This is a genomic window from Streptomyces sp. NPDC048417, assembly GCF_040651615.1.
GTDB lineage: Bacteria > Actinomycetota > Actinomycetes > Streptomycetales > Streptomycetaceae > Streptomyces.
This window is the reverse complement of record NZ_JBEZKI010000003.1, coordinates 278,534-301,581: the sequence shown is the minus strand read 5'-3', so window position 1 is coordinate 301,581 and position 23,048 is coordinate 278,534. Positions and strand designations below refer to the sequence as shown.

Sequence of the window (23,048 nt, the reverse complement as noted above, 5' to 3'; positions counted from 1 at the left end):
GGCGGCCGGGTCAGACGGAACGCCTTCCGTGGACTCCCGCCCCACTTGTCACTCCCGCCTCGGTGGGCAGTCAACTTCCGTACATCCGGAGGTCGTTCAAACGCTCAGGAAGGCGCCTGGGAAGGCTTCCGGGAAGGCGCCCCGGAAGGTGCCAGGGAAGGCTACGACACCCTCGGGAAACGGGCCTGGAGCGTCCAGATCGCCGGGTTGTCGGCCAGGCCCTCGTGCATGTCGGTCAGGTCGGCGAGCAGGTCGTGCAGGAAGTCCCGTGCCTCCCGGCGCAGTTCGGCGTGGGAGAAGGTCAGGGGTGCCTCCTCGGCCGGCATCCAGTCGGCCTCGACGTCCACCCAGCCGAAGCGGCGCTCGAAGAGCATGCGGTCGGTGGACTCGGTGAAGTCGAGTTCGGCGTGCTGGGGGCGGGCGGCCCGGGACCCCGCCGGGTCGCGGTCGATCCGCTCCACGATGTCGCACAGCGCCCACGCGAAGTCGAGCACCGGCACCCATCCCCAGGCTGTGGACAGCTCGCGGTCCGCCTTGGTGTCCGCGAGGTAGACGTCCCCGCAGAACAGGTCGTGGCGCAGCGCGTGGACGTCCACCCGCCGGTAGTCGGTCTGGGGCGGGTCCGGGAACCGGTTGGAGAGGGCGTAGCCGATGTCGAGCACGTCGTCGATGGTGTCATGGCGTCCTACGATCACGTGCGTGCCCCGATCCATGCCCCGATCCGTGCCCGTTCTCCCGTCCGTCCTGCTCTGCCTCGTGCTGGCCGCGTGCGACGGCGGGGTGCACGGCGCCCCGGGCGGCGCGGGCGTCCACGACCCGTACTTCCCGAAGGCGGGCAACGGCGGCTACGACGTGAGCCACTACGCCCTGGACATCGGCTACGACCCCGGCACCCGCCGCCTCACCGGCACCGCCGTGATCACCGCACGGGTCGGCCAGGACCTGTCCGCGTTCGACCTCGACCTGCGGGGGCTGCACGTCGACTCGGTTACCGTCGAGGGCAGGGAGGCCCGCTGGAACCGGGCCGGCCAGGAGCTGACCGTCCGTCCGCACGACGACCTGGACAAGGGCGAGACCTTCGCCACGACCGTGCGCTACTCGGGCCGCCCGGAGACGATCATCGACCCCGACGGCTCCAAGGAGGGCTGGCTGCGCACCGCGGACGGCGCGCTCGGCCTCGGTGAGCCGGTCGGCGCCATGGCCTGGTTCCCCGGCAACCACCACCCCTCCGACAAGGCGTCGTACGACATCACGGTCACCGTCCCGAAGGGCCTCCAGGCCGTCTCCAACGGGGAGCTGAAGAGCGAGACGACGAAGAACGGCCGTACCGCCTTCGTCTGGCACACCGCCGAGCCGATGGCGAGCTATGTGGCCACGGTCGCCGTTGGCCATTACACGGTGACCCGCTCCACCCTCTCCGACGGCCTGCCGGTGTACACGGCCGTCGACCCGACGCAGGTGAAGGCGAGCCGGGCGGTACTGGCGAAGCTCCCCGAGATCATGGAATGGGAGGCCTACAACTTCGGCCCCTACCCCTTCTCCTCCACCGGCGTGATCGTCGACCGCCCGGCCGACGCCGGGTACGCCCTGGAGACCCAGACCCGGCCCGTCTTCCCCGGCGCCCCGGACACCGAGACCCTCGTCCACGAACTCGCCCACCAGTGGTACGGCGACTCCGTCACCCCGAGGACCTGGCGGGACATGTGGCTCAACGAGGGCTTCGCGACCTACGCCGAGTGGCTCTGGGCCGAGGACCACGGCGGGCCCAGCGCCCAGCAGACCTTCGACAAGACCTACGCCACCCCCAAGGACGACGCCGGCCTCTGGGGGTTCCCGCCCGCGAAGCCGCCGAGCGCCGCGTACATCTCGGAGCGGCCGGTGTACGACCGGGGCGCGATGGTCCTCCAGAAGATCCGCCAGAAGGTCGGCGACGACACGTTCTACGACATCATCCAGGGCTGGGCCGCCACCCACCGCCACGGCAACGCGGACACCGCCGAGTTCACGGCGTACGTGGAGAAGAAGGCCCCCGGCAAGGACTTCGGCGCGATCTGGAAGAACTGGCTGTACGGCGACGGCAAACCGTCCCGGCCCTAGAAACCCGGGCCCAGTTCCTTGCGCAGCACCGCACACGGACGCCCGAGCTGACGATCCGGGCGATGCCCGATCACCTCGTACCCGAGGGCCGTCCAGAAGGCGAGCCCCTTCGGGTTGTTCTCCAATACGGCGAGCCGTAGGGCGTCCCGCCCCGCCGCCCGGAACCTCTCCTCGACGCCCTCCGCGATCCGCCGCCCGTATCCCCGCGCCCGTGCCGCCGCGTCCACCATCAGCAGCCCGATCCACGGATCCGGGTCGGCCGGGTCAGGGTGCCGGGCCAGCGTGACGACCACCCCGACCAGCTGCCCCTCGGCACGCGCCAGCAACACCTCGACCTCAGGGTTCGCCAGTTCCTCGGCCAGCGCACCGGCCACCTGCTCCGGCCGGATGTCGTCCGGATCCGGAAAGTCCCCGCTGAGCGCCTGGAACTCCCGATCGGAGGCGTACAGCGCGGTGAGCTCGGTGAGCACCGGGGCCGGGATGTCGCGGTCGGGGGTGAGGGGGAGGGGGGCGAGGATCATGCGGGCAACTTATCCGGCCCTACTGGCCCGGAGGCGGGTAGCGGGGCAGGCCGTCCGTCGCGATGGTCCAGTCGGCGATGGTGACGTCCTCGCCGTAGACGAAGTCCTTGCGGGTCGCGTAGCGCGGGCCGTCGGGGGTGGGGTGGATGTCGGTGAGGACGGCGCCGGTGCCGGTGCGGGGGTCGAAGACCGCGTAGACGGGGACGCCGATCAGGGGGTAGTCACGCATCTTGGTGACCCAGTCGTTGTCAGGGTTGGAGCGGGAGACAACCTCGATGGCGGCGATGAGGGTGTGCGGATCGATGGAGCCCTCGACGTTCAGGTCGTCCCACGCGATCACCATCACGTCGGGGTGACGCATGATCCCTTCTGGCGCGTCCTCCACGTCCGGTGTGCCGTTGTGCGCCAACAACTCGTCCGGCATGGTCCTCTCCAGGCGGCGGCTGATATGGGCTGCCGTCACTTCGTGTGGTCCCCCCGGAGACGTCATGTCGTGGACGATTCCTTCCTTGGTGATCTCGAATTTGCCAGGCAGTGAGTCGTCCATGGACTGAACGAGTTCCCGCATGGCTCGATAGACATGGGAGGCGCCCTGCTGCGCGTCGTCCGGTGCGATGGTCATGGCGCTCGCTCCTCGTCGTCTGTGCCCAGGGGCAAGGATCGTCGCCTTCATGCTAGGTGTCCTCGGGGAGATCGGTTCGGCAGTCACGGCACAGTCCCGGGGCGGGTGCGCGGAAGCCGCGGTCGCACTTGTCGCAGTTCTGCGGCTTTGGCGAAAGCGTCGTCCTTCGTGGTCTTGTTCGGGGCGGGTGATCAGTTCGCCCCCGGGGCCGACCTCGGCGTTCATCGTGCCTTCCGGACGCTCTGATCAGGGCTCAAGCGGAAGTGAGGGCTGTTCCGCGGCTGGTCCCAAATAGGTGTACTCGGTGGACCGCGCGATACCCATGGAGTCCAGCTGCTGCCGGAATCGGACCCGGAAGTGGACGTTGTCGCCGAGACCGGGACGCATGCGCAGCAGTTCGTCAGGTTCCTCGAAGCGGACGTCGTATGCGGGTGCGTTCTTGGCGGTACCCGTCTTGACCTTCACCAGGCCGCTTTCCCGTAGTTCGGTGATGCGACCGGAGATGGTGATCTCCTGGTCGCGATCCCTGGTCTCCCGCAACCGTTTCACGTAATTCCTGCCCTGTTCGGTCAAGCGGGCGCGGCGCAGGCTGCCGTCAGCCCCGTACCAGGTCACGCCCAGGTCCAGCGCGTACCTGCTCAGGGCCCGGGACACCGTTTCGACCGCGTCGAAGATCTTCGCCCATTCGCGGATGTCGCGTTCCGACTCAAGAGCGTCGAGCAGCATGGTGAGGGTGCCGAGACCGGTGGAGGCAGCGGATGTGGGGGGCGCGTCGAGGGCGTCGGTTCGGGCGGACTCGACGGGTGGGGTGACGGGCCGGGCGTGTACGACGGTGCTGCCTGCCGAGATGCCCGTGAGTTCTAGCTGTACCGGCGTACCTGCGGCAACGGAGACCAGGTGCTCCACGGGTTCGAGAAGTGCATCGCCCCACTGGAAGCGGAGAGCACCGCCGTCTGCGTCCGGCCCGGTCAGCCGCAGTTGGAGTTCCTCTTCGAGCAGAGCGTCCGGTGCGTACTCACGTGCTGCCGCCAGTCGGCTCGCCCGGTGTTCCGCCTCGATCTCCTCGTCGTCCCGTTCCTCGGTGCCCAATGCGTCCAGGAGACGGGCAGCGCGTTGGGACTCGGCCTGGTCGCCTCCAAGGAGCGCGCGCCTGCGCTCACGCCAGCTGTCGCCGGTCACAGTCGCACCTCCAGATAGCCGCGTGCCGGGGTGGCACTTTCCTCGGATGGCGAGCGGTCGTTCGTGCCCGGCAGCCTGCGGCGCTGCCACCAGTCATCCCACACACCTCGTTGTGTGAAGTATGTCCGTTTGCCGAGGCATGTGGCGGGGCGCTTGCTGGGCGGCCTCCGGGAGATCGGATCGGCAGTCGCGGCAGCGGCCGGGTGCGGGGGCACGGAAGGGGCGCTCGCAGCCGTCGCAGGTCTGGAACGGGTGTCTGGGCTGCGCGGCCGGTGCGGTCGGAGGCCGGAACGGGGGCGGGGGCGGAAGCTGTGCGGCCAGGCGGTGGGCCAGGAAGGCGGCCGGGCGGATCAGGGGTTCCGCCGGCAGGTTGTCGGTGAGGGCGTGGCGTACGGCTGTGGGGGCGATGTCGCGCTCCAGCCAGGCGGCGACGCCCGGGGCGAGGTGTTCGGCGTCGGTGGCGGAGAGGAGGAGGCGGGGGTCGCGGCGGCGGAGGCCGGTGAGGATGTCGAGGGCTGTGTGGAGCAGCGCGGGGGAGGGGCAGGCCGGGCGTGGCACGGGTGGGAGGGCCTTGCGGGCCGGCTTCTGCGGTGTCTTCGGTCGTGCTGCGGCTTCCGGCTGATGGGCGCGGCTGCTGTGGCCGGGCCGGTTGCAGGAGACCGTGCGGGTGATGATGCGGCCGTCGGGCAGGCGTACGCGTTCGCGGCGCAGGTACCCGACCGCCTCAAGCTCCCGCAGCGCGGCCGCGATACGGGTCCTGCCCTCCTTCAGGCGCTCCGCCAGCGTCTTGATGTCGACCCGGGAACCAGCCGGAAGCGACTGGATGTGCACGCCGATCCCGACCGCGAGCCCCGACAGATCGGGGTGCTGGGCCAGGTGGTTGCCGATCACCACGAAGTGGGAGGTGTGGCGGGCGTTGTCGTGCAGGAGGCCGCCGGATCCCCGGTTCGGGTGCTTCTTGGCGGCAGCGCGGGACTCGGCGCACGAGGGCGCGCTAGGGTTTTCCGTATCCATCGGGAAGCGTTCTCTTCCTTGGTGGTCAGGCCCTCGCACTGGGATTGCCCGTCCCGGCGAGGGCCGAAGTTTTTCTGCGGTTCTGTTGCACAGAGCGTAGGGCACGCAACCCGCCCCAAATCCAGCCCACTTGGGCATATTCACTCGCGGGAGTGACGCTGCGCGACGGGCGGGAGGGGTGGGGCTTGGTGGGGTTCTTTCTCCCCGTCGTTCCTTAGGTGGTGACGTCCCTCGCGACCGACGCCCGCGTTTCCGGGCTACGGCGACACCCCGATCTCGGCCCACACCGTCTTGCGCGGCGACAGCCCCGGTGCCACGCCCCACTTGTCGGCGAGCGCCTCCACGAGGACCAGGCCCCGGCCCGACTCGGCGTCCGGTGCGAGCGGCTGGGTGTGCGGCGTGCGGTCACCCCGGGTGTCCGTGACCTCGATCCGCAGGGTGTCTCCCACGACGTAGAGCGTGAGGCCGAAGTCGCGTCCCGGCACCCGCCCGTGCGTTGCCGCGTTCGCCGCCAGCTCGGCCACGATCTGCCTCGCCGGATCCAACGGCAGCCCCCAGGCACGCAGTTGCTCGACGGCCAGCAGACGGGCCAGGCGGGCGCCCCGCGGCGTGGACGAGAGCCGCAGGCTCATGTTGCGGACGGGGGTGGAGATTTCATCGTTCACGTCACTCAGCGTGGCCGAGCACGCATACCGTGACCAGTGACGAAGCCCTTGCGTACGGTGACTGTCCGGTGCTTGTCCAGTGCTGTCCTGGCTGTCGGGGGCGGTCGTACGGGTAGGGGCGGTCGCGGGTACGGGCGTACGGCACAAAGGGGTGTGCGATGAGCGTGGACAGCGGCGAGGTGACCGAGCCGGGCTGGGAGGTCGACCCGGACGACGACTGGGGCGTGGCGGTCATCGCCACCGTCGGGCGTCAGCTGAAGCTGCGGCGGGAGGCGGTGGGGATGCGTGCCGCCGAGTTCGGGGAGGTGGTCGGTTACGGCGAGGACATGGTCTACAAGGTCGAGGGCGGGAAGCGGATTCCCCGTCAGGAGTACCTGAACCGGGCGGACGAGGTCCTGGACGCGGGTGGCCAGGTCTCCGCGATGTGGGAGGACGTGAAGAAGGTCCGGTACCCGAAGAAGGTGCGGGAGCTGGCCAAGTTGGAGGGGCAGGCCGTTGAGATCGGCTTGTACGAGTGCAACATCATCGCCGGGCTGCTTCAGACGCCTGAGCACGCGCGAGCCGTGATCTCTGCCGCGCAGCCGCCCTACTCACCGGACGACGTGGAACGCATGGTGACGGCTCGTCTGGCTCGGCAGTCGGTCTTCGAGCGTGACCCCGCTCCTTCCATGCACTTCGTGCTGGAAGAGGCGCCGCTGCGCCGTCCTATCGGAGGCACAATGGTGTGGCGACGGCAGCTTGAACACCTGCTGGAGGCGGGACGGTTGCACAACGTCACGCTCCAGGTGATGCCGTTGTGCTCTGAGGTCCACTCCGGTTTGGACGGACGGATCGAGGTGCTGAAGTTTCCAGACGGTACGGCGGTGGGGCGCTCTGACGGCGCGTTCAACGGCCGAGCGACATCCGACCCGAAACAGCTCCGCATCCTTGAGCTGCGGTATGGCACCATCCGGGCGCAGGCGCTCTCACCACGTGAGTCGCTGGCCCTCATCGAGCAACTGCTGGGAGAAACATGATCCCCAAGGCCCCCTCCGGGGACGCTTCCGAACTGGTGTGGTTCAAGAGCAGCTACAGCGGTGGCAATGACGGCGAGTCCTGCGTCGAAGTCGCCCTCGCCTGGTTCAAGAGCAGCTTTAGCGACGGTCCTGAGGGCGACAGCTGCCTCGAAATAGCCCCCACCCCCACCACCATCCACATCCGCGACTCCAAGTACGCGTACACGCACACGACCACCACCCCCGGCCCCCGGCTCGCCCTCTCCCCCTCCGCCTGGGCGGCCTTCGTGTCGTACGCGTCAGCGCCCGTGAAGTGAGCGGACGCGGGGAGCCCCCGGCCGTACCCACCCGGCCAGGGGCTCCCGCACAGCGCAGCGACCGTCAGACGTTGACGCCGAAGTCCTGGGCGATGCCGACCAGGCCGGACGCGTAGCCCTGGCCCACCGCGCGGAACTTCCACTCCGCGCCGTTGCGGTACAGCTCGCCGAAGACCATGGCCGTCTCCGTCGCCGCGTCCTCGGAGAGGTCGTAGCGGGCGATCTCGGCGCCGCCGGCCTGGTTGACGATGCGGATGTAGGCGTTGCGGACCTGGCCGAAGTTCTGCGAGCGGGTCTCCGCGTCGTAGATCGAGACCGGGAAGACGATCTTGTCGATGTCGGCCGGGAGGGCCGCCAGGTTGACGTTGATCGCCTCGTCGTCGCCGGCGCCTTCGCCCGTGCGGTTGTCGCCCGTGTGGACGATCGTGTTGTCCGGGGTCTGCTTGTTGTTGAAGAAGACGAAGTGGGCGTCGGAATAGACCTTGCCCTGCGTGTTGACCGCGATCGCCGAGGCGTCGAGGTCGAAGTCCGTGCCGGTGGTGGTGCGGACGTCCCAGCCGAGGCCCACGGTGACGGCGGTCAGGCCTGGAGCCTCCTTGGTGAGCGAGACGTTGCCACCCTTGGACAGGCTTACAGCCATGGTCGGGAGTCCTTTCCCTCGTTTGCGTACGGCCGTGCGGCGTACGGGCTTGAAGCTACAGCTACCCGTATGAACGCCACGAGGGGTACCGAAGGTTCCAGCTCCCTTTACTTTCTTTGCCAAACGGGTGATGGGCGATATTCGCGTGACGTGTGCCGGTCAGGCGCGCGACCATGGGGGCATGGCCGGTCCGTATGTCATCCGTGGCTCCGTCTCGCTCCCCGAGGCCGAGCTCAACTGGCGTTTCTCGCGGTCGTCCGGGCCGGGCGGGCAGCACGTCAACACCAGTGACTCGCAGGTGGAGCTGCGCTTCGACCTCGCGAACACCGAGGCACTGCCGCCGGTGTGGAAGGAGCGAGCGCTGGCACGGCTGGCCGGGCGGCTCGTCGACGGCGTGGTCGTCGTACGGTCGTCCGAGCACCGCTCCCAGTGGCGCAACCGCGAGACCGCCGCCGTACGCCTCGCGGCCCTCCTCGCCGAGGCCAGCGCGCCCCCGCCCAAGCCCCGCACACCGACCCGCATCCCACGCGGCATCAACGAACGCCGGCTGCGCGAGAAGAAGCAGCGCTCGGACACCAAGCGGGGCCGGACGGGCCGCGACTGGTCGTAACGGTCGCCTTTAGATCCTCTCCGTCAGATCTTCTCCGTCGGATCTTCTCCGTCGGATCTCCTCCGGCAGATCTTCTCCGCGGCCGGCTCTTCCCTGCGGGGAGATCGCCAGGGGGCCACCGGAATTCTCGGCCGCGAGCAGTCGACCGGTCGGTCGTCGCCCGGCACGGGTCGTGTCTTTCGCATCCGTTCGCGATCGCATCGCATCGCTTCGCGTCCTGGATCGGCCTTTCGGCACGTGCCCGCGGAAATTGAAAAACAGACCGCGCGGTTTCATTCCAGCTGCCGGTATCGGCCCCGGAAATACATCAGCGGTCCGCCTTCCGCGCTCGGCAGTTCGGCGGTGAGGACGCGGCCGATCACGAGGGTGTGGTCCCCGGCCACCACCCGCTGCTCGGTGCGGCACTCCAGGGTCGCGAGGGCGCCGCCGACCAGGGGCGCACCCGAGGCCTCGCCGCGCACGTACGGGATGTCCTCGAAGAGCAGGCGGTCGCTGATGCGGCCCTTCATCGCGAAGCGGCCGGCGATGTGGCGCTGGCTCTCGGTGAGCACCGAGACCGCCCACCGCGGCTGTTCGTCGAGCAGGTCGTCCATCCGGGAGCCCTCACGCAGGCTGACCAGCACCAACGGCGGGTCGAGCGACACCGACATGAACGCCGTGGCGGTCATGCCGACGTCCTCGCCCGTCGGTGCCAGCGGGTCGTCAGGGTCCAGTGACGGCTCCTGCGCGGTCACCAGGACCACGCCCGCGGCGAGCCGGGCCAGGGCCGCCTTGAACGCTTCGTTGCTCACCCCCACAGCATGCCCGGTGGCTTCTGTGGCGGTGAGGGAGGGAGTCTTCAGCACGCCGGAAACGCTAGTGTCGGCCCCTGTGCGCCCGCATCGGCCATCGGCCCGAGCCGGGTCCTAGGACCGAAGAACGAAGGCCGGTACCGGACCGCGGATCACGGTCGCCGGAGATGCGTGCATCATGTCCCACGCGCACAAAGACTGTGTTCAGTAAACACACAGGGAAAACGCAGAAACTCCACGCAATTGCTCACGTTCTCCTGTGACTTGAGTCACAAGGGGCATTTATTGTTGACCCTGTGTACCGAGTGGGCAGCGCGCTGTGATTCAGTGGCAAGGGAAAGTAGCGCCGAAGCAGACCCTTGATTCGCTGCGAGGTCTCGGGGGGAGGGCGAACATGGAGACCGAGTCGGAACCCTACGTCCGTCTTGCGTCCCTGCGACAACTGCACCAGGTCATGGCCGACATGAACACCGCCCGCAGTCTGGCGGACACACTGCAGACCGTCGCCGACGGCGTGATCACCGCCCTCGGGTTCGAGATGGCGTGCGTGAACCTCGTACGCCCCGACGGCGATCTCGTGGTCGCGGCCCTCTCCGGCAACTCCGCCGCCGAGGCCCTGATCACCGGCCGGGTCGGCTCCCGTGACTCCTGGGAGCGGCGGCTGAACATGGGCGAGAAGTGGGGCGACCTCGTCTTCATACCGCACACCGAGGGCTGGGTCCTCGACGACGACGACGTCCCGCAGTGGTACACCGAGGGCCCCGCGCCCCGCTTCGAGGACGAGTGGCACCCCTCCGACCGGCTCTTCGCCCCCATGTACACGCCCGGTATCTCGGGCAGCTCCTGCGGCGAACTGCTCGGCGTGATCTCCGTGGACCGCCCGCGCAACGGCCGGCATCCCGGCGCCTGGGGCCGCGAGGCCCTGCAGATGTACGCCTTCCAGGCCGCGATCGCGATCAGCAACGCGCGTCTACGTGCGAACATGCAGCGGGCACTGGTCAGGCTGGAGCGCGAGCAGCAGGCCCTGCGTGCCAGCGAGGAGTCCTTCCGGCAGGCCTTCGAGTACGCCCCCTCCGGCATGGCGATAGCCGAGATGGGCGGCGACCAGCACGGCCGAATACTGCGCACCAACGACGCCCTGTGCCGCCTGCTGGGCCGCCCCGCCTCCGCGATGCGCCGCTACTCCTTCTCCGACCTGGTCCACCCCGAGGACATCGGCACCCTGCTGCGCACGTCGGCGGAGGGCGGCCGCGCGGAACTCCGCCTCGGCCGCCGCGACGGCACCTACGTCTGGGTCTCGCTCCGCAACTCCGTGGTCGCCGACGCCGCCGACGGTCCCCGTTTCCTCCTCACCCACGTCGAGGAGATAGAGGAGCGCAAGCGCCGCGAGCTCCAGCTCGCCCACCGCGCCTCCCACGACTCCCTCACCGGCCTGCCGAACTCCGCGGAACTCCGCTCCCGCCTCGCCTCCCGGCTCTGCCGGCGCGCCGGGCACGCCGGCGAGCTGGAATCCCTGGACGCGGCCTACGGGCACCCCGCCTACGACGTCAACGGCCACGGTTTCGACTTCGCCGGCACGGCGGGCGGCTCGTCGTCGTACGACGGCTACGACCACCATGTGCACACCGTCGCCCCCGAGGAGGGCCGCGACGACGGCGCCAAGGGGCTCGCGGTGCTCTTCTGCGACCTCGACGGCTTCAAGTCGATCAACGACCGGTTCGGGCACAACGCGGGCGACGCGGTCCTCATCGAGGTCGCCCGCAGGCTCTCCCGAGGTGTCCGCGACGGCGACACCGTGGCCCGCCTCGGCGGCGACGAGTTCGTGATCCTCGCCGACGGACTCGGCAAGGCCGACGCCCAGGACCTCGCCGTACGCCTGCGCAACGAGATCATCCAGCCGATCCGCGCCGAGGGCCGGGCGGTCCGGGTGGGCGCGAGCTTCGGCATCGGATGGGCGCACTGCGGCATGACGGCGGACGAAGTCCTGAAATCCGCCGACGAGCGGATGTACGTAGAGAAACGATCTCGTCCCAAACAACATCGCCGTGCCGGATGATTCCCAGGTCATCGCATTGATGCGGTCCGAGTCACCCGTTTGGCTCAGCCAGACCGGGTAGGCTCGACTCTCAATACCTGTACCGCATCCGCCCGCACCTGTTGAGGAGTACCAAGGGATGACGCCCGGCGACAACGGCGCGAGCACGCCCGAGGACGACGACCCGTTCGGCTATCTGTACGCCGACGGCCAGGCCAGAGGGGCCCAGCCGCCGTCCGGCTCCGGTGGCTATGGCTACCCGAACGCGGTCAGCAGAGTGCGCTCGGTCGGTGAGCGCACGTACGGCGGACAGCAGCAGGCACCGCAGTACGGCGGCAACCAGACCATCCCGCAGCAGCAGCCCGGCGGCTACGGCCAGCCGCCGAGCGCGGCCTACCAGGCCCCGGAGACCTTCCCGGGCAGCGCGCCGACCACCCGCACGCCGATGCCGTCCTCGGGCGGCGGCCGCGGCCGGGGCCCGAACACCAAGGGCCTCCTCATCGGCGCCATCGCGGTGGTCGCCGCGGTCGTCATAGGCATCAGCGTCGCGATGCTGAACGGCAACGGCGACGACGACAAGGCGAGCGGCGACGCCTCCCCTTCCACGTCCACGTCCCAGAGCGCCTCGCCGTCGCCGTCGAGCACGAGCTCGGTGTCGGGTCAGCTGCCGAAGATAGACGCGAAGGCGCTGCACCTGGACGGCGGCGCGACCCTTGCCTCGGACGTGAAGGGCGCAAAGTCCGATGGCGGGATTTACGTGACGGACTTCAACCATGTCGGAGCCAAGATCACTTGGACGGTCAACGGCATCGAGAAAGCCGGAGACTTCCGGCTGTACGCGCGCTACAGCATCCCCGGTGCCGATGCCAACGCCACGCTGTCGGTGAACGGTAAGGTGAACAATCAGCCAATCGGCCTGAAGAACTTCATCGGATCCCCCAAAGGGGACTACGAAAAAGGCTGGCAGAGTACGTGGGCTCCGGTCACCCTGAGCAAGGGGGCCAATGTTATTGAGATAGCCTGCAATGAGGGTAATCAGTGCGACGCACTCTTCGACCAGTTGTGGCTGCAATAAGGGCCTGATGGCCAAACAGTCCGCCGGGTAGCCCGGCGGACTGTCATGAGGCTGAGGCCGCTGGCCTGACTAACTCCCGTAGACTGCGATACCGTCAACGGTGCCGGGGTTGTCTGAATAGGTGTGCGGCTTCAGCGTGACTAGCCGGGTACCGGCGTCGCAGCCGGTGGTGATGCGCCAGAACTCTATGCGATAGGACGTCTGGTTCGAGACGGACCGGGCAGTGGTGAAGGGATAGCAGCCGGGTGTTACGGAGAGGACGGTCCTGGTTCCGGTCCTGTTCGGCTTCGACCATCCGCAGACCTTCCCTGACGGACAGGTGTTGGGATCAGCTGCCGCGGCCGGCGTGGAAAAGGCGCCAGCCAGCAATGCGCCGGTCACAGCCACCGTTGTCAGGCTTTTCTTAAGCATACTCATATGAGGTTCCCCTGCATCTCTCGCTATTGGTCATATAGCGATGGATGATCATCCGATCATTCGGTTGACGTAAAGGGAAGGGTGCTTCTCGGCCAAAATGCCAGGCGGGCATATCCTGCGAGGATTGCAGAGCTGTCAGACCTCCGTCACCGACGCGCGCGCCAGAAGTTTCTCGTAGGCCGAGCGGTCGAACTCGCCCGCCGCCGGTGCCAGTACGGTCGCCGCGGACAGCGCGACGGCCCGGGACAGGCGGTCCGGCCAGGGGAGTTGGTCCACCAGGCCGGAGAGCAGGCCGGCGACCGCTGAGTCGCCGGCGCCGGTGGGGTTGCCGTGTTCACGGGTGGGTGGGGTGGCGCGCCAGTGGCCCTCCGGGGCGCGGGCCAGCAGGCCCTGTGGGCCCAGGGAGGCGACCACCGTGCGGGCGCCGCGGCGCCGGGCGTCCTGGGTGGCGCGTGACGGGTCGTGGGAGCCGGTGAGTTCGGCCAGTTCGGCGGCGTTCGGCTTGACCAGGTCAGGGCGCGCGGCCACCCCGCGCCGCAGCGGCTCCCCGCTGGTGTCGAGGAGGACGGGGACACCGGCCGACCGGGCGCTCTTTATCAGGCCCGCGTACGCACCCACCGGCACTCCCGGCGGCAGGCTGCCGCACAGCGCCACCGCCGAGGCGCCGGGCAGCAGTTCCTCGTAGTGGTCGAGGAAGGCGCCCCACTCGGCGGGAGATATCTGCGGGCCCGGCTCGTTCAACTGGGTCGTGTCACCGGTCAGTTGGTCCACGACGGCGATGGTGCGGCGGGTCGGCCCGGTGACCGGCAGTAGTGCGTCCCGCACGCCCGGGGTGTCCGCGAGCCGCTCCCGTACCGTGCGCCCGGTCGCGCCGCCCGCGAAACCGGTCACCGTCGTCTCGTGCCCGAGGGCGGCCAGCACCCGGGCCACGTTCACGCCCTTGCCGCCCGGCCGTTCGGTCACCTCCGAGACGCGGTGCGAGGCGTGCGGGCGCAGCGCGCCGACCCGGTAGGTGATGTCGAGAGCGGTGTTCAGCGTGACCGTGAGGATCACCGGGCGACCTCCCTCGCGCATGCCTGTGCCGTCCGTCGGGGGTCGATCATGCCAAAGAGACGGCGACCGGCCTAGAGCTGCCGTCCCTCAAGCCGTCCCTCAAGCCGCCCCTCAAGAGAGGTTGCCTCGGGGGAGGTTGCCTCGGGTTTGGTGTGCAGGACCTCGCGGGCCTGTTCCGCGGCGCGGGCGATGCTCTCGCTGACGAAGTCGAGGAAGCGGGCGATGTTCTCCAGGCGGGTGGCGGCCGGGGTGCCGGGGACGAGGACGCCGACGCCCTGCCGTGCGATCTCCACCATCTGCGCGGTGGAGCGGGCGCTGGCCATCATCGACTGGTACCAGATGTCGTCGTCGACGATGTAGCGCTCGCGGCGGCCTTCTCCCTGTTCCCGGCGGGCGAGGCCCTGGCTCTCGAGGAACGCGATCGCCTTGGAGACGGACGCCGGGCTGACCTTCAGGCGCTCGACGAGTTCGGCCGCGGTGAGGCTGCCGGTGTCGGTGAGGGTGATGGAGGCCATCACCCGGGCCGGCATCGCGGTCATGCCCGACGCCATCATGACGGTGGTCAGCGTCTCCTCGTACTCGCGCACGGCCTCCGGGTCACGTCCGTGGGCCGGCGGCGGCGCCCCGGCTCCTCGGGGCGCGGTCCCCCTGCTGCGGTGGGCTCGGCGTTCGGTGGCGCGGTGGGCCAGGTCGGCGCGGTAGTCGGAGGGGCCGCCGTTGCGCAGCACCTCGCGCGTGACCGTCGAGGTCGGACGGTCGAGGCGCCTGGCGATCTCGGCGTAGGCGAGGCCGTCGGCCAGTCCCAGCGCGATCTGCTGGCGTTCCTGCTGGGTGAGCCTGCCTCCCGGCATCGCGGTCTCCTTCGTGCCCCTCGGCGGTCCTTGCGGCCTCCAGCATAGCGTTCACTTCCAAGTCATTGCAACGAACGTATGACCATCGTTGCATTCACCTCGAAGGTCAATGCAACAATTTCTGAGCTGCGGCCTGCAATGATGGCGATTTTGCGCAACGAGTCTGTTGCTGGATCAGTGAATGCAACGTAGCTTTTCGTTCATCGGAAACGGCGAGTCACAGGAGAAGACGATGCAGAAGTTCGACACCCCGGCCCCGATCTCCGCCGTCCTGGACATCCCCGCCGGACGCATCCAGTTCATCGCCGCGGACCGCACCGACACCACCGTCGAGGTGCTGCCAGCCAACCCCGCCCGGAACCGTGACGTCAAGACCGCCGAGCAGACCACCGTCGCCTACGCCGACGGCGTCCTGCGGATCACCGCCGCGGCCTCCGGCAACCAGCTCTTCGGCCCGTCCGGGTCGGTGGAGGTCACCGTCAAGCTGCCCGCCGGCTCCCGTGTCGAGGCCCGCACCAGCGGTGCCGAGCTGCGCGGTGTCGGACGCCTCGGCGACATCGCGTTCGAAGGCGCGTACCGCCAGATCAAGATCGACGAGGCCGCGAGCGTCCGCCTCACCGCCCTCGACGGCGATGTCGAGGTCGGCCGGCTGGGCGGCCCCGCGGAGATCAGCACCGCGCGGGGTGACATCCGGATCGCCGAGGCCGTGCGCGGCGCGGTCGTGCTCCGCACCCAGGACGGCGACATCTCGGTCGGCGCCGCCGCCGGCGTCTCGGCCGCCCTGGACGCCGGGACCGACTACGGCCGCGTCAGCAACGCCCTCAAGAACGACGGCACCGCCGAACTCGACATCCGCGCCACCACCTCCCGCGGCGACATCACCGCCCGCAGCCTCTGAGGAAGCAGCACCAGGACCACCCCGGCCGGGCCCCGCCGCGGTCCACCGGGCCCGCGGGAGCCGTACCCGACACGCTCACACGAACAAGCAGGGGGAACACATGACGAAGGACAGCACTTCCGCGGCCGGTTCGCGGTGGGCCGGCATGGTGCCGGTCGACGACACGGCCCTGGCCGTCACCGACACCGGCGGTAGCGGAATCCCGGTGGTCTACCTCAACGGCCAGTTCGCCACGCAGGGATACTGGCGGCGGGTCGTCGCCGAACTGGGCCCGGGCCGGCGGCACATCACCTACGACGAACGGGCCCGCGGCAGGAGGTCGAGGCGCTCGGCGGACTACTCCTTCGAGGCCGCCGTGCGGGATGTCGACGCCGTTCTCGCGGCCAGGGGCGTGGAGCGGGCGCTGGTGGTGGGCTGGTCCTACGGGGCGGTCGTCGCGGCGCACTGGGCCGACCGGAATCCGGGACGTGCCCTGGGCGCGGTCCTGGTCGACGGTGCCGCACCGCACGACTGGCTGGACGAGGCCATGGAGCAGCGGATCCGGAAGCTGTTCCGGCGGATGGGCTGGTTCATGCCGCTGCTGCGCCCGACCGGCCTGACCCCGCGGCTGACCCACGCGCAGATGGCGGACTCCAACATTGAACTCGGCAGGCTCTCCCGCGCACGCGAACTGGGCCCCGTACTGGACGGCATCAGCGTCCCGGTGCGGTACGTGCTTGCCTCCGGGTCGTCCCTCGGCAGCAAGGGCGACGAGCAGGAGGAGATCCGAGCCAGTCTCGATCAGGTGTTCGAGCGAAACCCGAATCTCCGGCTGAGCGCGAAGGTCGCCAGCAATCACGGCGCGATCCTGAAGAAGGACTTCCGGGCCGTCGCCGACGCCGTGCGGGAGGTCGCCGCCCTCGACCACGGGCGGCACTGAGAACACGACCAGTGGTCCGGCCAGGCCCCGCCACCGTGTCCAGGTGGCGGGGCCCGCCGTTTCAGCCCAGCTCGGGTACGACCACCCACGCGCCCTGCCGCATCACGCCCTTCAGCGTGAAGTCGGCGTCCAGGACGAGCAGGTCGGCGTCCTTGCCGGGCTCCAGGGAGCCGACGCGGTCGTAACGGCCCAGCAGTCGGGCCGGGTTGGCGGACAGGGCGGCGACGGCGTGCTCCACGGGCAGTCGGTCGATCGTCACCGCCCGCCGCAGCGCGCGGTCCAGGGTCAGCGTGGACCCGGCGATGGAACCGCCCTCCACCAGCCGGGCGACCCCGTCCGTGACCTCGACCTCCAGCGGGCCCAGGAGATAGCGGCCGTCGCCGCTGCCCGCCGCGTCCATGGCGTCCGTGATGAACGCGACCCGGTCGGGGCCCGCGTGATGGAAGGCCAACTGGAGCGCGGCCGGGTGGAGATGGGTGCCGTCGTTGATCAGCTCGACGGTCACCCGCTCGTCCTCCAGGAGGGCGGCGATCGGGCCGGGGGCGCGGTGGCCGATCTGCGGCATCGCGTTGAAGAGGTGGGTGGCGACCGTGGCGCCCGCGTCGATGGCCTCCAGCGTCTGCTCGTACGACGCGTCCGTGTGGCCGACGGCGGCGATCACGCCGTGTTCGCCGAGCAGCCGCACGGACTCGATGCCGCCGGGGAGCTCGGTGGCGAGCGTGACCATGCTGGCGTGGCCGCGCGCCGCGTCGACCAGCTTGCGGACCTCCGCCGGGTCCGGGTCGCGCAGCAGCGCCTCGGAGTGCGCGCCCTTGCGGCACGGGGAGATGAACGGGCCCTCGAAGTGGATACCGGCGATCTCCCCCTGCTCGGCCAGCTCCGAGAGCAGGCCGGCCTGACGGGCGAGGACGTCCATGTCGTCGGTGACGGTGGAGACGACGAGGGTGGTGGTGCCGTGCACGCGGTGCGTGTGGACGCCGGTGAGGACCTCTTCGGCGGTGCCGGAGCTGAAGGAGGCTCCGCCGCCGCCGTGGTTGTGGATGTCCACGAAACCGGGCAGGAGCCAGTGGCCGGTGACGTCGATGACCTGGGCGTTTTCCGGGGCGGTGGCGGCGATCTTCGTGCCGTCGACGACCACTTGGCCCTTGTCGACGACTCCGGTCGGGAGGACTACGCGGGCGCCGTCGAGGATCAGGCCCTGCGTCCCGGGCTGCGGGTGCGTTGTGGCTGGTCGCGCAGTTCCCCGCGCCCCTGAAGGGGCGCTGTTGTGCGGCTCGTTCGCAGCCATCAGGGGGTTACCTCCGGAGTAGTCGTCGTCTTCAACAAGTCCTGGGCGAGCAGGCCGGCCCCCAGACACCCCGCCGTGTCTCCCAGGGCGGCCGGGACGATCGTCGGGAGTTTCTGGAACGTCACCCGATCGGTCACCGCCTGTCGCAGCGGCTCGAACAGCACGTCGCCCGCCTCCGCCAGGCCGCCGCCGATGATCAGGACACGGGGGTCCAGCAGGGTCAGGGCCGTGACGAGGCCGTCGGCCAGGGCGGCCACCGCCTCCTGCCAGACCCGGACGGCGTTCGGGTCGCCGGACGTGACCGACTTCGCGCAGTCCGCCGCGTCCGCGTCAGGGTCACCGGTGGCCCTCGCCCACGCCTCGCTCACCGCGGCCGCCGACGCGTACCGCTCCAGACAGCCGCGCTGCCCGCACGGGCACGGCGCGCCCTGCGGTCGTACGACGATGTGTCCGATCTCGCCCGCGAAGCCGTGCGCGCCCGACTCCACCCGGCCGTCCAGGCCGAAGCCGCTGGCGATTCCGGTGCCGAGCGCCACGAAGAAGAAGCGGTCCGTGCCCTGGCCCGCACCGAGCCGGCCCTCCGCCAGGCCGCCGGTGCGCACGTCGTGGCCGAGGGCGACCGGGATGCCGAGGCGCTCGGTCAGGAGAGCGCGCAGGGGTACGTCGCGCCAGCCGAGGTTGGCCGCGTAGACGGCGATGCCGTTCGGCTCGTCGACTATGCCGGGCACGGTGAGGCCGGCCGCGGCCGCACCCTCGCCGAAGTGCTTCTCGCCGTACGCGTACAGGTCGGCGGCGAAGTCGAGGATGGCGGCGACGACGGCTTCGGGGCCGCGGTCGCGGCCGGTAGACCGACGGTCCTGGTGGAGCAGCTCGCCGTCCGGCCCGATCAGTGCGGCCTTCATTCCGGTGCCGCCCACGTCCAGGGCGATGACATGTCTCACGGGAACAGTGTGGCCCGCAGACCCGTAAGAGGTCTAGTCCACCTGCGTGGTGTAGACCTTGTGGGTCCACACATTGAACGGCGAGACAGTTAGACAGGGGCAGTACACGTGCGGCGGCGTAGGGCAGGAATGATCGCGGTGGTGTCCGCAACGGGCATGACCGCGGTTCTCGGTGGCTGTGGGACGACCGGATCCTCGGACGTCACCCTCAGACTCGTCGCAGCCGACTACGGAGACTCCGCCGCCAACAGCTCCCAGAAGTACTGGGACAAGCTGGCCAGGGCGTACGAGGCCAAGCATGCCAACGTGAAGGTCGACGTCACCGTCTATTCGTGGAACGACGTCGACCGCAAGGTCAAGGACATGGTCGCCGCCGGCAAGGCGCCCGACCTGGCGCAGATCGGCTCGTACGCCGACTACGCGGCCGCCGGCAAGCTGTACGAGGCCGGGGAGCTGCTCTCCATCCCGGTGCAGGCCGACTTCCCCTCCCAGCTCGCCGAGGCGGGCCAGTGGAACCACGCGCAGTACGGCATCCCCTTCGCCGCCTCCACGCGCGTCCTCTTCTACAACAAGACCCTCTTCGGGGAGGCCGGCATCACCCCGCCCACCACCTGGACGGAGCTGGCGGCCGACGCGGAGGCGCTCAAGGCGCACGGGGTGAAGTACCCGTACGCGCTGCCGCTCGGCCCGGAGGAGGCACAGGCGGAGACCATGCAGTGGCTGCTCAGCGGCGGCAGCGGCTACACCGACGACATCGGCACGTACACGATCGACTCCTCGCAGAACATCGACACCTTCACCTGGCTCAAGGACGACCTGGTGGGCAAGGGCCTGACCGGACCGACGGCGCCCGGCAAGCTGAACCGCGCGACCGCGTTCGCCGCGTTCGCCGACGGCCAGGTCGGCATGCTCAACGGCCACCCCACGCTCATCAAGCAGGCCGAGGCGAAGGGCGTGAAGTTCGGCACGGTCCCGATGCCGGCCCGCGCCGGCCAGGCCGCCACCACCGCCTCCATGGGCGTCACCGACTGGATGGCGGCGTTCAGGCAGAACGGCCACGCGGACCAGGTCGGCGACTTCCTCGACTACGTCTACAGCGAGAAGAACGTCCTCGGCTTCTCCCGCGAGTACGGTCTGCTGCCGGTCACCACGTCCGCGTCCCAGACGATGACCGACTCCCCGCAGGCCCAGGACAAGCAACTCCTCCCCTTCCTGGAACAGCTGCCGACCTCCGAGCTGTACCCGGCCGGCAAGACCTCCTGGGCCGCCATCAGCGCCGAAGTCAAGAAGCAGATAGGGACCGCGGTCACGCCGACGGGCGACCCGACCGCGGTGCTCACCCGGATCCAGTCCGAGGCGGCGGCGGCCGACAGCCGTACGACGACGGGCTGAGCGTTACGGTTCTCGGCATGGACCGGCAAGAACTGGGCGCACGCGAGCAGGCGATCCTCGCCCTGGAACGCCGGGGCTTTTCGAGCCCCGGCGCGAAGGAACGTGCGATCCGCGAGGAACTGGACCTGGCGCCGGTCCGCTACTACCAGATCCTCAACGCCCTCCTCGACGACGAGCGGGCGCTGGCCCATGACCCGGTGACGGTGAACAGGCTGCGCAGGGTGCGGGACGCGCGGCGGGGGGACCGCTGACCGGGGGGTGAGTTCTTCGGCGGCCGGCCGGTGGGGGCTGGTCGCGCAGTTCCCCGCGCCCCTTAAGGGGCGCTCGGATACTGTCGGTTGCATGGGCACCCACTTCCCGGAATCCCTTCCGACTCCTCGCACCCCCGCCGGTCGCGAAGGGCTCGAAGCCCTCCTTTCGCAGCCCCGCTCCGCCCTCGTCGGCCTCGACTTCGACGGCACCCTCGCGCCGATCGTCGCTGACCCCGAGCAGGCCCGGGCTCACCCGGACGCCGTACCGGCCCTGGCCGCCCTCGCGCCGAAGGTGGCCGCCGTCGCCGTCATCACCGGCCGCCCCGCCGAGATCGCCGTCCGCTACGGCGGTTTCGCCGGCGTCCCCGGCCTGGACCACCTCGTCGTCCTCGGCCACTACGGCGCCGAGCGCTGGGACGCGGCGACGGGCGAGATCACCGCGCCCCCGCCGCACCCCGGCATCGCCGCCGTCCGCGCCGAACTCCCGGCCGTCATCGACGGCGCGGGGGCGCGGGGCACCTGGATCGAGGACAAGGGCCATGCCGTGGCCGTCCACACCCGCCGGGCCGACGACCCCCAGGCCACCTTCGAGTCCCTCCGCGCCCCTCTGACCGACCTGGCCACCCGGCACGCCCTGATCGTCGAACCGGGCCGCCTGGTCCTGGAACTGCGCCCCCCGGGCATGGACAAGGGCGTGGCCCTGCGCGATTACGCGCGAGAGATCGGCGCGGGCGCGGTCCTCTACGCCGGCGACGACCTGGGCGACATCCCGGCCTTCGCGGCAGTGGAGAAACTCCGGGCGGAAGGCGTCCCGGGCCTCCTGGTATGCAGCGGCAGCGAGGAGGTCACGGAACTCGCGGAGCGATCGGACCTGGTGGTCAACGGCCCGGAGGAAGTCGTACGGCTGCTAGAAAACCTGGCTCACCACAGCGCCCCTTAAGGGGCGCGGGGCTGTATCCATATGCGGCTCCGCCGCGTGGGCGCGACCAGCCCCCACCGGACCCGCAGCCGAGGTACTCACCCGCCCAACGCCTCCAACTGCTCAAGGAACCACGCCGCAGGCGGCAACGCCGTAGCCGCCGCGGCGAGCCGCTTCGTCCGCTCCGCCCGCTCCTCCACCCCCATGGTCAACGCCTGCTGCAAAGCCACGGCCGTCCCCCCGATGTCGTACGGGTTCACGACCACCGCGTCCTCGCCCAGCTCCTCGTACGCCCCCGCCTCCCGCGAGAGCACCAGCACGCACCCCTCGTCGGACACCACCGGGATCTCCTTGGCGACCAGGTTCATGCCGTCCCGGATCGGGTTCACCAACGCCACGTCGGCCAGCCGGTAGGCCGCCAGCGAGCGGGCGAAGTCGTCCTTGACGTGGAGGACCACCGGCGTCCAATCCGCTGTCCCGTACGCCGAGTTGATGTCGTCCGCGACCCGCTGCACCTCGGCCGTGTAGTCGCGGTACACCGCGAGGTCCTGCCGCGACGGATACGCGAACGCGACATGCACCACCCGCTCCCGCCACTCGGGGTGGTCGTCGAGCAGCTGCCGGTACGCCAGCAGACCCCGCACGATGTTCTTCGACAGCTCGGTCCGGTCCACCCGGACGATCGTCCTGCGGCCCTCGCCGATCTCCTCCCGCAGCGCCCGCATCCGCTCGTCCACGTCCGGCTCGTGCGACCGCTTCCGCAGGAACTCCGCGTCGGCCCCCAGCCCGTGCACCCCGATCCGGGTCTCCCCGGCCGCCGGAATCCCCGGGCCCAGCACCGCATGACAGCAGGCCACGAACGCGTCCGCCCACCGCCGGGTCAGGAACGCGGCGTGATCGGCGCCCAGGATCCCGCCGAGCAGTTCCGCCGCGATGTCGTCGGGGAGCAGCCGGAAGTAGTCCGGCGGTGCCCACGGGGTGTGGGAGAAATGGCCGATACGGAGATCAGGCCGCAGCCGGCGCAGCATCCGCGGAGCCAGCGCCAGGTGGTAGTCCTGGATGACGACCACCGCGCCCTCGCCCGCCTCCTGCGCCAGCGCCTCGGCGAACGCCTGGTTGTAGGCCTGGTACGAGGCCCACCGGCGCCGGAACTCCGCGTCGAAGACCGGCTCCAGCGGGGTCTGGTAGAGCATGTGGTGGACGAACCAGAGCACCGAGTTCGCGATGCCGTTGTACGCGTCCGAGAACACGTCCGGATCGATGTCGAGCATCCGGACCTGCTGCCCGCCGCTGTCCCCGGCCGGCAGCCGGCCGCCGTCGGCCCGCCGTACCGCCTCCCGGTCGCCGTCGCTCAGCGCCGCGCACACCCACACCGCGTTCGCGTCCGGCCCGATGGCCGACAGCCCCGAGACCAGCCCGCCGCCACCCCGCTTGGCGCGCAGCGCACCGCCTTCGCCCACTTCATACGAAACCGGGCCGCGGTTGGACGCGACCAGCACCTCAGCACCGCCGGTGGAAGCCATACGCCACAACCTAGCCCGGCCCGGAAACGCTCAAA

At 70.0% G+C, this 23,048-nt stretch carries 25 protein-coding genes and 1 pseudogene; 11 read left to right on the top strand and 15 right to left on the bottom strand.

The features are described from left to right. Positions 1-161: 161 nt before the first annotated feature. Positions 162-662, bottom strand: coding sequence for a hypothetical protein (locus tag AB0D59_RS06295; protein ID WP_362561738.1), 501 nt, complete (start codon positions 660-662; stop codon positions 162-164). 49 nt (positions 663-711) lie between these two features. Between AB0D59_RS06295 and AB0D59_RS06290 the strand changes: the two genes are divergently transcribed. Then, on the top strand, positions 712-2,097 hold the full coding sequence (locus tag AB0D59_RS06290; protein WP_362561737.1) for a M1 family metallopeptidase: 1,386 nt from the start codon (positions 712-714) through the stop codon (positions 2,095-2,097). Here the strand turns inward: AB0D59_RS06290 and AB0D59_RS06285 are convergent. The 6 genes and pseudogenes from AB0D59_RS06285 to AB0D59_RS06260 form a co-directional block, all read right to left on the bottom strand. Next, positions 2,094-2,618, bottom strand: a complete 525-nt coding sequence (locus AB0D59_RS06285; RefSeq protein ID WP_362561424.1) for a GNAT family N-acetyltransferase — start codon at positions 2,616-2,618, stop codon at positions 2,094-2,096. The two genes, AB0D59_RS06290 and AB0D59_RS06285, sit on opposite strands and share 4 nt — an antisense overlap. Positions 2,619-2,637: 19 nt before the next feature. Beyond that, positions 2,638-3,240 (bottom strand): Uma2 family endonuclease, encoded by a 603-nt coding sequence (locus tag AB0D59_RS06280; protein WP_362561421.1) that lies wholly within the window; start codon positions 3,238-3,240, stop codon positions 2,638-2,640. Between the two features lie 52 nt (positions 3,241-3,292). Beyond that, positions 3,293-3,382 (bottom strand): annotated as a pseudogene (locus AB0D59_RS06275) (helix-turn-helix domain-containing protein); the annotation flags it as partial. Positions 3,383-3,486: 104 nt separating this feature from the next. Next, positions 3,487-4,419 carry a hypothetical protein gene (locus tag AB0D59_RS06270; RefSeq protein WP_362561418.1) on the bottom strand — a complete coding sequence of 311 codons (933 nt, stop codon included), beginning with the start codon at positions 4,417-4,419 and terminating at the stop codon, positions 3,487-3,489. A 93-nt stretch (positions 4,420-4,512) separates the two neighbouring features. Next, positions 4,513-5,433 (bottom strand): helix-turn-helix domain-containing protein, encoded by a 921-nt coding sequence (locus AB0D59_RS06265; protein ID WP_362561415.1) that lies wholly within the window; start codon positions 5,431-5,433, stop codon positions 4,513-4,515. 257 nt (positions 5,434-5,690) lie between these two features. Continuing rightward, complete coding sequence (locus tag AB0D59_RS06260) at positions 5,691-6,065, bottom strand: ATP-binding protein (RefSeq protein ID WP_362561735.1); 375 nt, start codon at positions 6,063-6,065, stop codon at positions 5,691-5,693. Between the two features lie 191 nt (positions 6,066-6,256). On the opposite strand from AB0D59_RS06260, the gene AB0D59_RS06255 reads away from it, so the two are divergent. Next, entirely contained in the window at positions 6,257-7,114 is an 858-nt protein-coding gene (locus AB0D59_RS06255; RefSeq protein WP_362561412.1) for a helix-turn-helix transcriptional regulator, read from the top strand. Next, positions 7,111-7,410, top strand: coding sequence for a DUF397 domain-containing protein (locus tag AB0D59_RS06250; protein ID WP_362561409.1), 300 nt, complete (start codon positions 7,111-7,113; stop codon positions 7,408-7,410). The genes AB0D59_RS06255 and AB0D59_RS06250 overlap by 4 nt, the downstream gene beginning before the upstream one ends. Positions 7,411-7,474: 64 nt before the next feature. On the opposite strand, the gene AB0D59_RS06245 is transcribed toward AB0D59_RS06250, so the two are convergent. After that, complete coding sequence (locus AB0D59_RS06245; RefSeq protein WP_351484356.1) at positions 7,475-8,050, bottom strand: TerD family protein; 576 nt, start codon at positions 8,048-8,050, stop codon at positions 7,475-7,477. A 181-nt stretch (positions 8,051-8,231) separates the two neighbouring features. On the opposite strand from AB0D59_RS06245, the gene arfB reads away from it, so the two are divergent. Next, entirely contained in the window at positions 8,232-8,660 is a 429-nt protein-coding gene (arfB, locus tag AB0D59_RS06240) for an alternative ribosome rescue aminoacyl-tRNA hydrolase ArfB (RefSeq protein ID WP_362561406.1), read from the top strand. A 272-nt stretch (positions 8,661-8,932) separates the two neighbouring features. Here arfB and AB0D59_RS06235 read toward each other — a convergent pair whose 3' ends face one another. After that, positions 8,933-9,505, bottom strand: a complete 573-nt coding sequence (locus AB0D59_RS06235) for a flavin reductase family protein (RefSeq protein ID WP_362561403.1) — start codon at positions 9,503-9,505, stop codon at positions 8,933-8,935. A 340-nt stretch (positions 9,506-9,845) separates the two neighbouring features. Between AB0D59_RS06235 and cdgB the strand changes: the two genes are divergently transcribed. Beyond that, complete coding sequence (gene cdgB, locus AB0D59_RS06230) at positions 9,846-11,507, top strand: diguanylate cyclase CdgB (protein WP_362561400.1); 1,662 nt, start codon at positions 9,846-9,848, stop codon at positions 11,505-11,507. Between the two features lie 118 nt (positions 11,508-11,625). Beyond that, on the top strand, positions 11,626-12,561 hold the full coding sequence (locus tag AB0D59_RS06225) for a carbohydrate-binding protein (protein WP_362561397.1): 936 nt from the start codon (positions 11,626-11,628) through the stop codon (positions 12,559-12,561). Positions 12,562-12,630: 69 nt separating this feature from the next. Here AB0D59_RS06225 and AB0D59_RS06220 read toward each other — a convergent pair whose 3' ends face one another. From AB0D59_RS06220 to AB0D59_RS06210, 3 genes are all read right to left on the bottom strand, one after another. Further along, on the bottom strand, positions 12,631-12,972 hold the full coding sequence (locus AB0D59_RS06220; protein WP_362561733.1) for a peptidase inhibitor family I36 protein: 342 nt from the start codon (positions 12,970-12,972) through the stop codon (positions 12,631-12,633). Between the two features lie 141 nt (positions 12,973-13,113). Next, positions 13,114-14,031: a 1-phosphofructokinase family hexose kinase gene (locus AB0D59_RS06215; RefSeq protein WP_362561395.1), complete on the bottom strand. Its 918-nt coding sequence runs from the start codon at positions 14,029-14,031 to the stop codon at positions 13,114-13,116. A 71-nt stretch (positions 14,032-14,102) separates the two neighbouring features. Continuing rightward, entirely contained in the window at positions 14,103-14,882 is a 780-nt protein-coding gene (locus AB0D59_RS06210) for a helix-turn-helix domain-containing protein (protein ID WP_362561392.1), read from the bottom strand. A 232-nt stretch (positions 14,883-15,114) separates the two neighbouring features. Here AB0D59_RS06210 and AB0D59_RS06205 point away from each other — a divergent pair, with 232 nt between their 5' ends. Further along, positions 15,115-15,780, top strand: coding sequence for a DUF4097 family beta strand repeat-containing protein (locus AB0D59_RS06205; protein ID WP_362561389.1), 666 nt, complete (start codon positions 15,115-15,117; stop codon positions 15,778-15,780). Positions 15,781-15,880: 100 nt separating this feature from the next. Beyond that, the gene (locus AB0D59_RS06200; protein WP_362561386.1) at positions 15,881-16,699 is read left to right on the top strand and encodes an alpha/beta hydrolase; all 819 of its coding nucleotides are present in this window, start codon (positions 15,881-15,883) and stop codon (positions 16,697-16,699) included. 61 nt (positions 16,700-16,760) lie between these two features. Here AB0D59_RS06200 and nagA read toward each other — a convergent pair whose 3' ends face one another. Then, positions 16,761-17,891: an N-acetylglucosamine-6-phosphate deacetylase gene (nagA, locus tag AB0D59_RS06195; protein ID WP_362561730.1), complete on the bottom strand. Its 1,131-nt coding sequence runs from the start codon at positions 17,889-17,891 to the stop codon at positions 16,761-16,763. A gap of 95 nt (positions 17,892-17,986) precedes the next feature. Beyond that, positions 17,987-18,928, bottom strand: a complete 942-nt coding sequence (locus tag AB0D59_RS06190; RefSeq protein ID WP_362561383.1) for an ROK family protein — start codon at positions 18,926-18,928, stop codon at positions 17,987-17,989. Between the two features lie 129 nt (positions 18,929-19,057). Here AB0D59_RS06190 and AB0D59_RS06185 point away from each other — a divergent pair, with 129 nt between their 5' ends. The 3 genes from AB0D59_RS06185 to otsB all read left to right on the top strand — a co-directional run bounded on the left by AB0D59_RS06185 (position 19,058) and on the right by otsB (position 21,511). Continuing rightward, the gene (locus tag AB0D59_RS06185; protein ID WP_362561728.1) at positions 19,058-20,320 is read left to right on the top strand and encodes an extracellular solute-binding protein; all 1,263 of its coding nucleotides are present in this window, start codon (positions 19,058-19,060) and stop codon (positions 20,318-20,320) included. Between the two features lie 17 nt (positions 20,321-20,337). Further along, positions 20,338-20,571: a DUF3263 domain-containing protein gene (locus AB0D59_RS06180; protein WP_362561380.1), complete on the top strand. Its 234-nt coding sequence runs from the start codon at positions 20,338-20,340 to the stop codon at positions 20,569-20,571. A gap of 91 nt (positions 20,572-20,662) precedes the next feature. Continuing rightward, entirely contained in the window at positions 20,663-21,511 is an 849-nt protein-coding gene (otsB, locus tag AB0D59_RS06175; RefSeq protein WP_362561377.1) for a trehalose-phosphatase, read from the top strand. A gap of 77 nt (positions 21,512-21,588) precedes the next feature. Here the strand turns inward: otsB and AB0D59_RS06170 are convergent, their stop codons facing one another. Further along, positions 21,589-23,013 carry a trehalose-6-phosphate synthase gene (locus AB0D59_RS06170; protein WP_362561374.1) on the bottom strand — a complete coding sequence of 475 codons (1,425 nt, stop codon included), beginning with the start codon at positions 23,011-23,013 and terminating at the stop codon, positions 21,589-21,591. Positions 23,014-23,048 lie beyond the last annotated feature (35 nt).

Bases quoted from the DNA above. Each gene is read 5' to 3' on its own strand.
- AB0D59_RS06205 (WP_362561389.1), top strand. From the start codon at position 15,115: ATGCAGAAGTTCGACACCCCGGCCCCGATCTCCGCCGTCCTGGACATC.
- AB0D59_RS06180 (WP_362561380.1), top strand. From the start codon at position 20,338: ATGGACCGGCAAGAACTGGGCGCACGCGAGCAGGCGATCCTCGCCCTG.
- AB0D59_RS06200 (WP_362561386.1), top strand. From the start codon at position 15,881: ATGACGAAGGACAGCACTTCCGCGGCCGGTTCGCGGTGGGCCGGCATG.
- AB0D59_RS06210 (WP_362561392.1), bottom strand. From the start codon at position 14,882: ATGCCGGGAGGCAGGCTCACCCAGCAGGAACGCCAGCAGATCGCGCTG.
- AB0D59_RS06265 (WP_362561415.1), bottom strand. From the start codon at position 5,433: ATGGATACGGAAAACCCTAGCGCGCCCTCGTGCGCCGAGTCCCGCGCT.
- AB0D59_RS06245 (WP_351484356.1), bottom strand. From the start codon at position 8,050: ATGGCTGTAAGCCTGTCCAAGGGTGGCAACGTCTCGCTCACCAAGGAG.
- otsB (WP_362561377.1), top strand. From the start codon at position 20,663: ATGGGCACCCACTTCCCGGAATCCCTTCCGACTCCTCGCACCCCCGCC.
- AB0D59_RS06170 (WP_362561374.1), bottom strand. From the start codon at position 23,013: ATGGCTTCCACCGGCGGTGCTGAGGTGCTGGTCGCGTCCAACCGCGGC.
- AB0D59_RS06290 (WP_362561737.1), top strand. From the start codon at position 712: ATGCCCCGATCCGTGCCCGTTCTCCCGTCCGTCCTGCTCTGCCTCGTG.
- AB0D59_RS06250 (WP_362561409.1), top strand. From the start codon at position 7,111: ATGATCCCCAAGGCCCCCTCCGGGGACGCTTCCGAACTGGTGTGGTTC.
- AB0D59_RS06255 (WP_362561412.1), top strand. From the start codon at position 6,257: ATGAGCGTGGACAGCGGCGAGGTGACCGAGCCGGGCTGGGAGGTCGAC.
- AB0D59_RS06185 (WP_362561728.1), top strand. From the start codon at position 19,058: ATGATCGCGGTGGTGTCCGCAACGGGCATGACCGCGGTTCTCGGTGGC.
- AB0D59_RS06280 (WP_362561421.1), bottom strand. From the start codon at position 3,240: ATGACCATCGCACCGGACGACGCGCAGCAGGGCGCCTCCCATGTCTAT.
- AB0D59_RS06260 (WP_362561735.1), bottom strand. From the start codon at position 6,065: ATGAGCCTGCGGCTCTCGTCCACGCCGCGGGGCGCCCGCCTGGCCCGT.
- AB0D59_RS06285 (WP_362561424.1), bottom strand. From the start codon at position 2,618: ATGATCCTCGCCCCCCTCCCCCTCACCCCCGACCGCGACATCCCGGCC.
- cdgB (WP_362561400.1), top strand. From the start codon at position 9,846: ATGGAGACCGAGTCGGAACCCTACGTCCGTCTTGCGTCCCTGCGACAA.
- AB0D59_RS06220 (WP_362561733.1), bottom strand. From the start codon at position 12,972: ATGCTTAAGAAAAGCCTGACAACGGTGGCTGTGACCGGCGCATTGCTG.
- arfB (WP_362561406.1), top strand. From the start codon at position 8,232: ATGGCCGGTCCGTATGTCATCCGTGGCTCCGTCTCGCTCCCCGAGGCC.
- AB0D59_RS06225 (WP_362561397.1), top strand. From the start codon at position 11,626: ATGACGCCCGGCGACAACGGCGCGAGCACGCCCGAGGACGACGACCCG.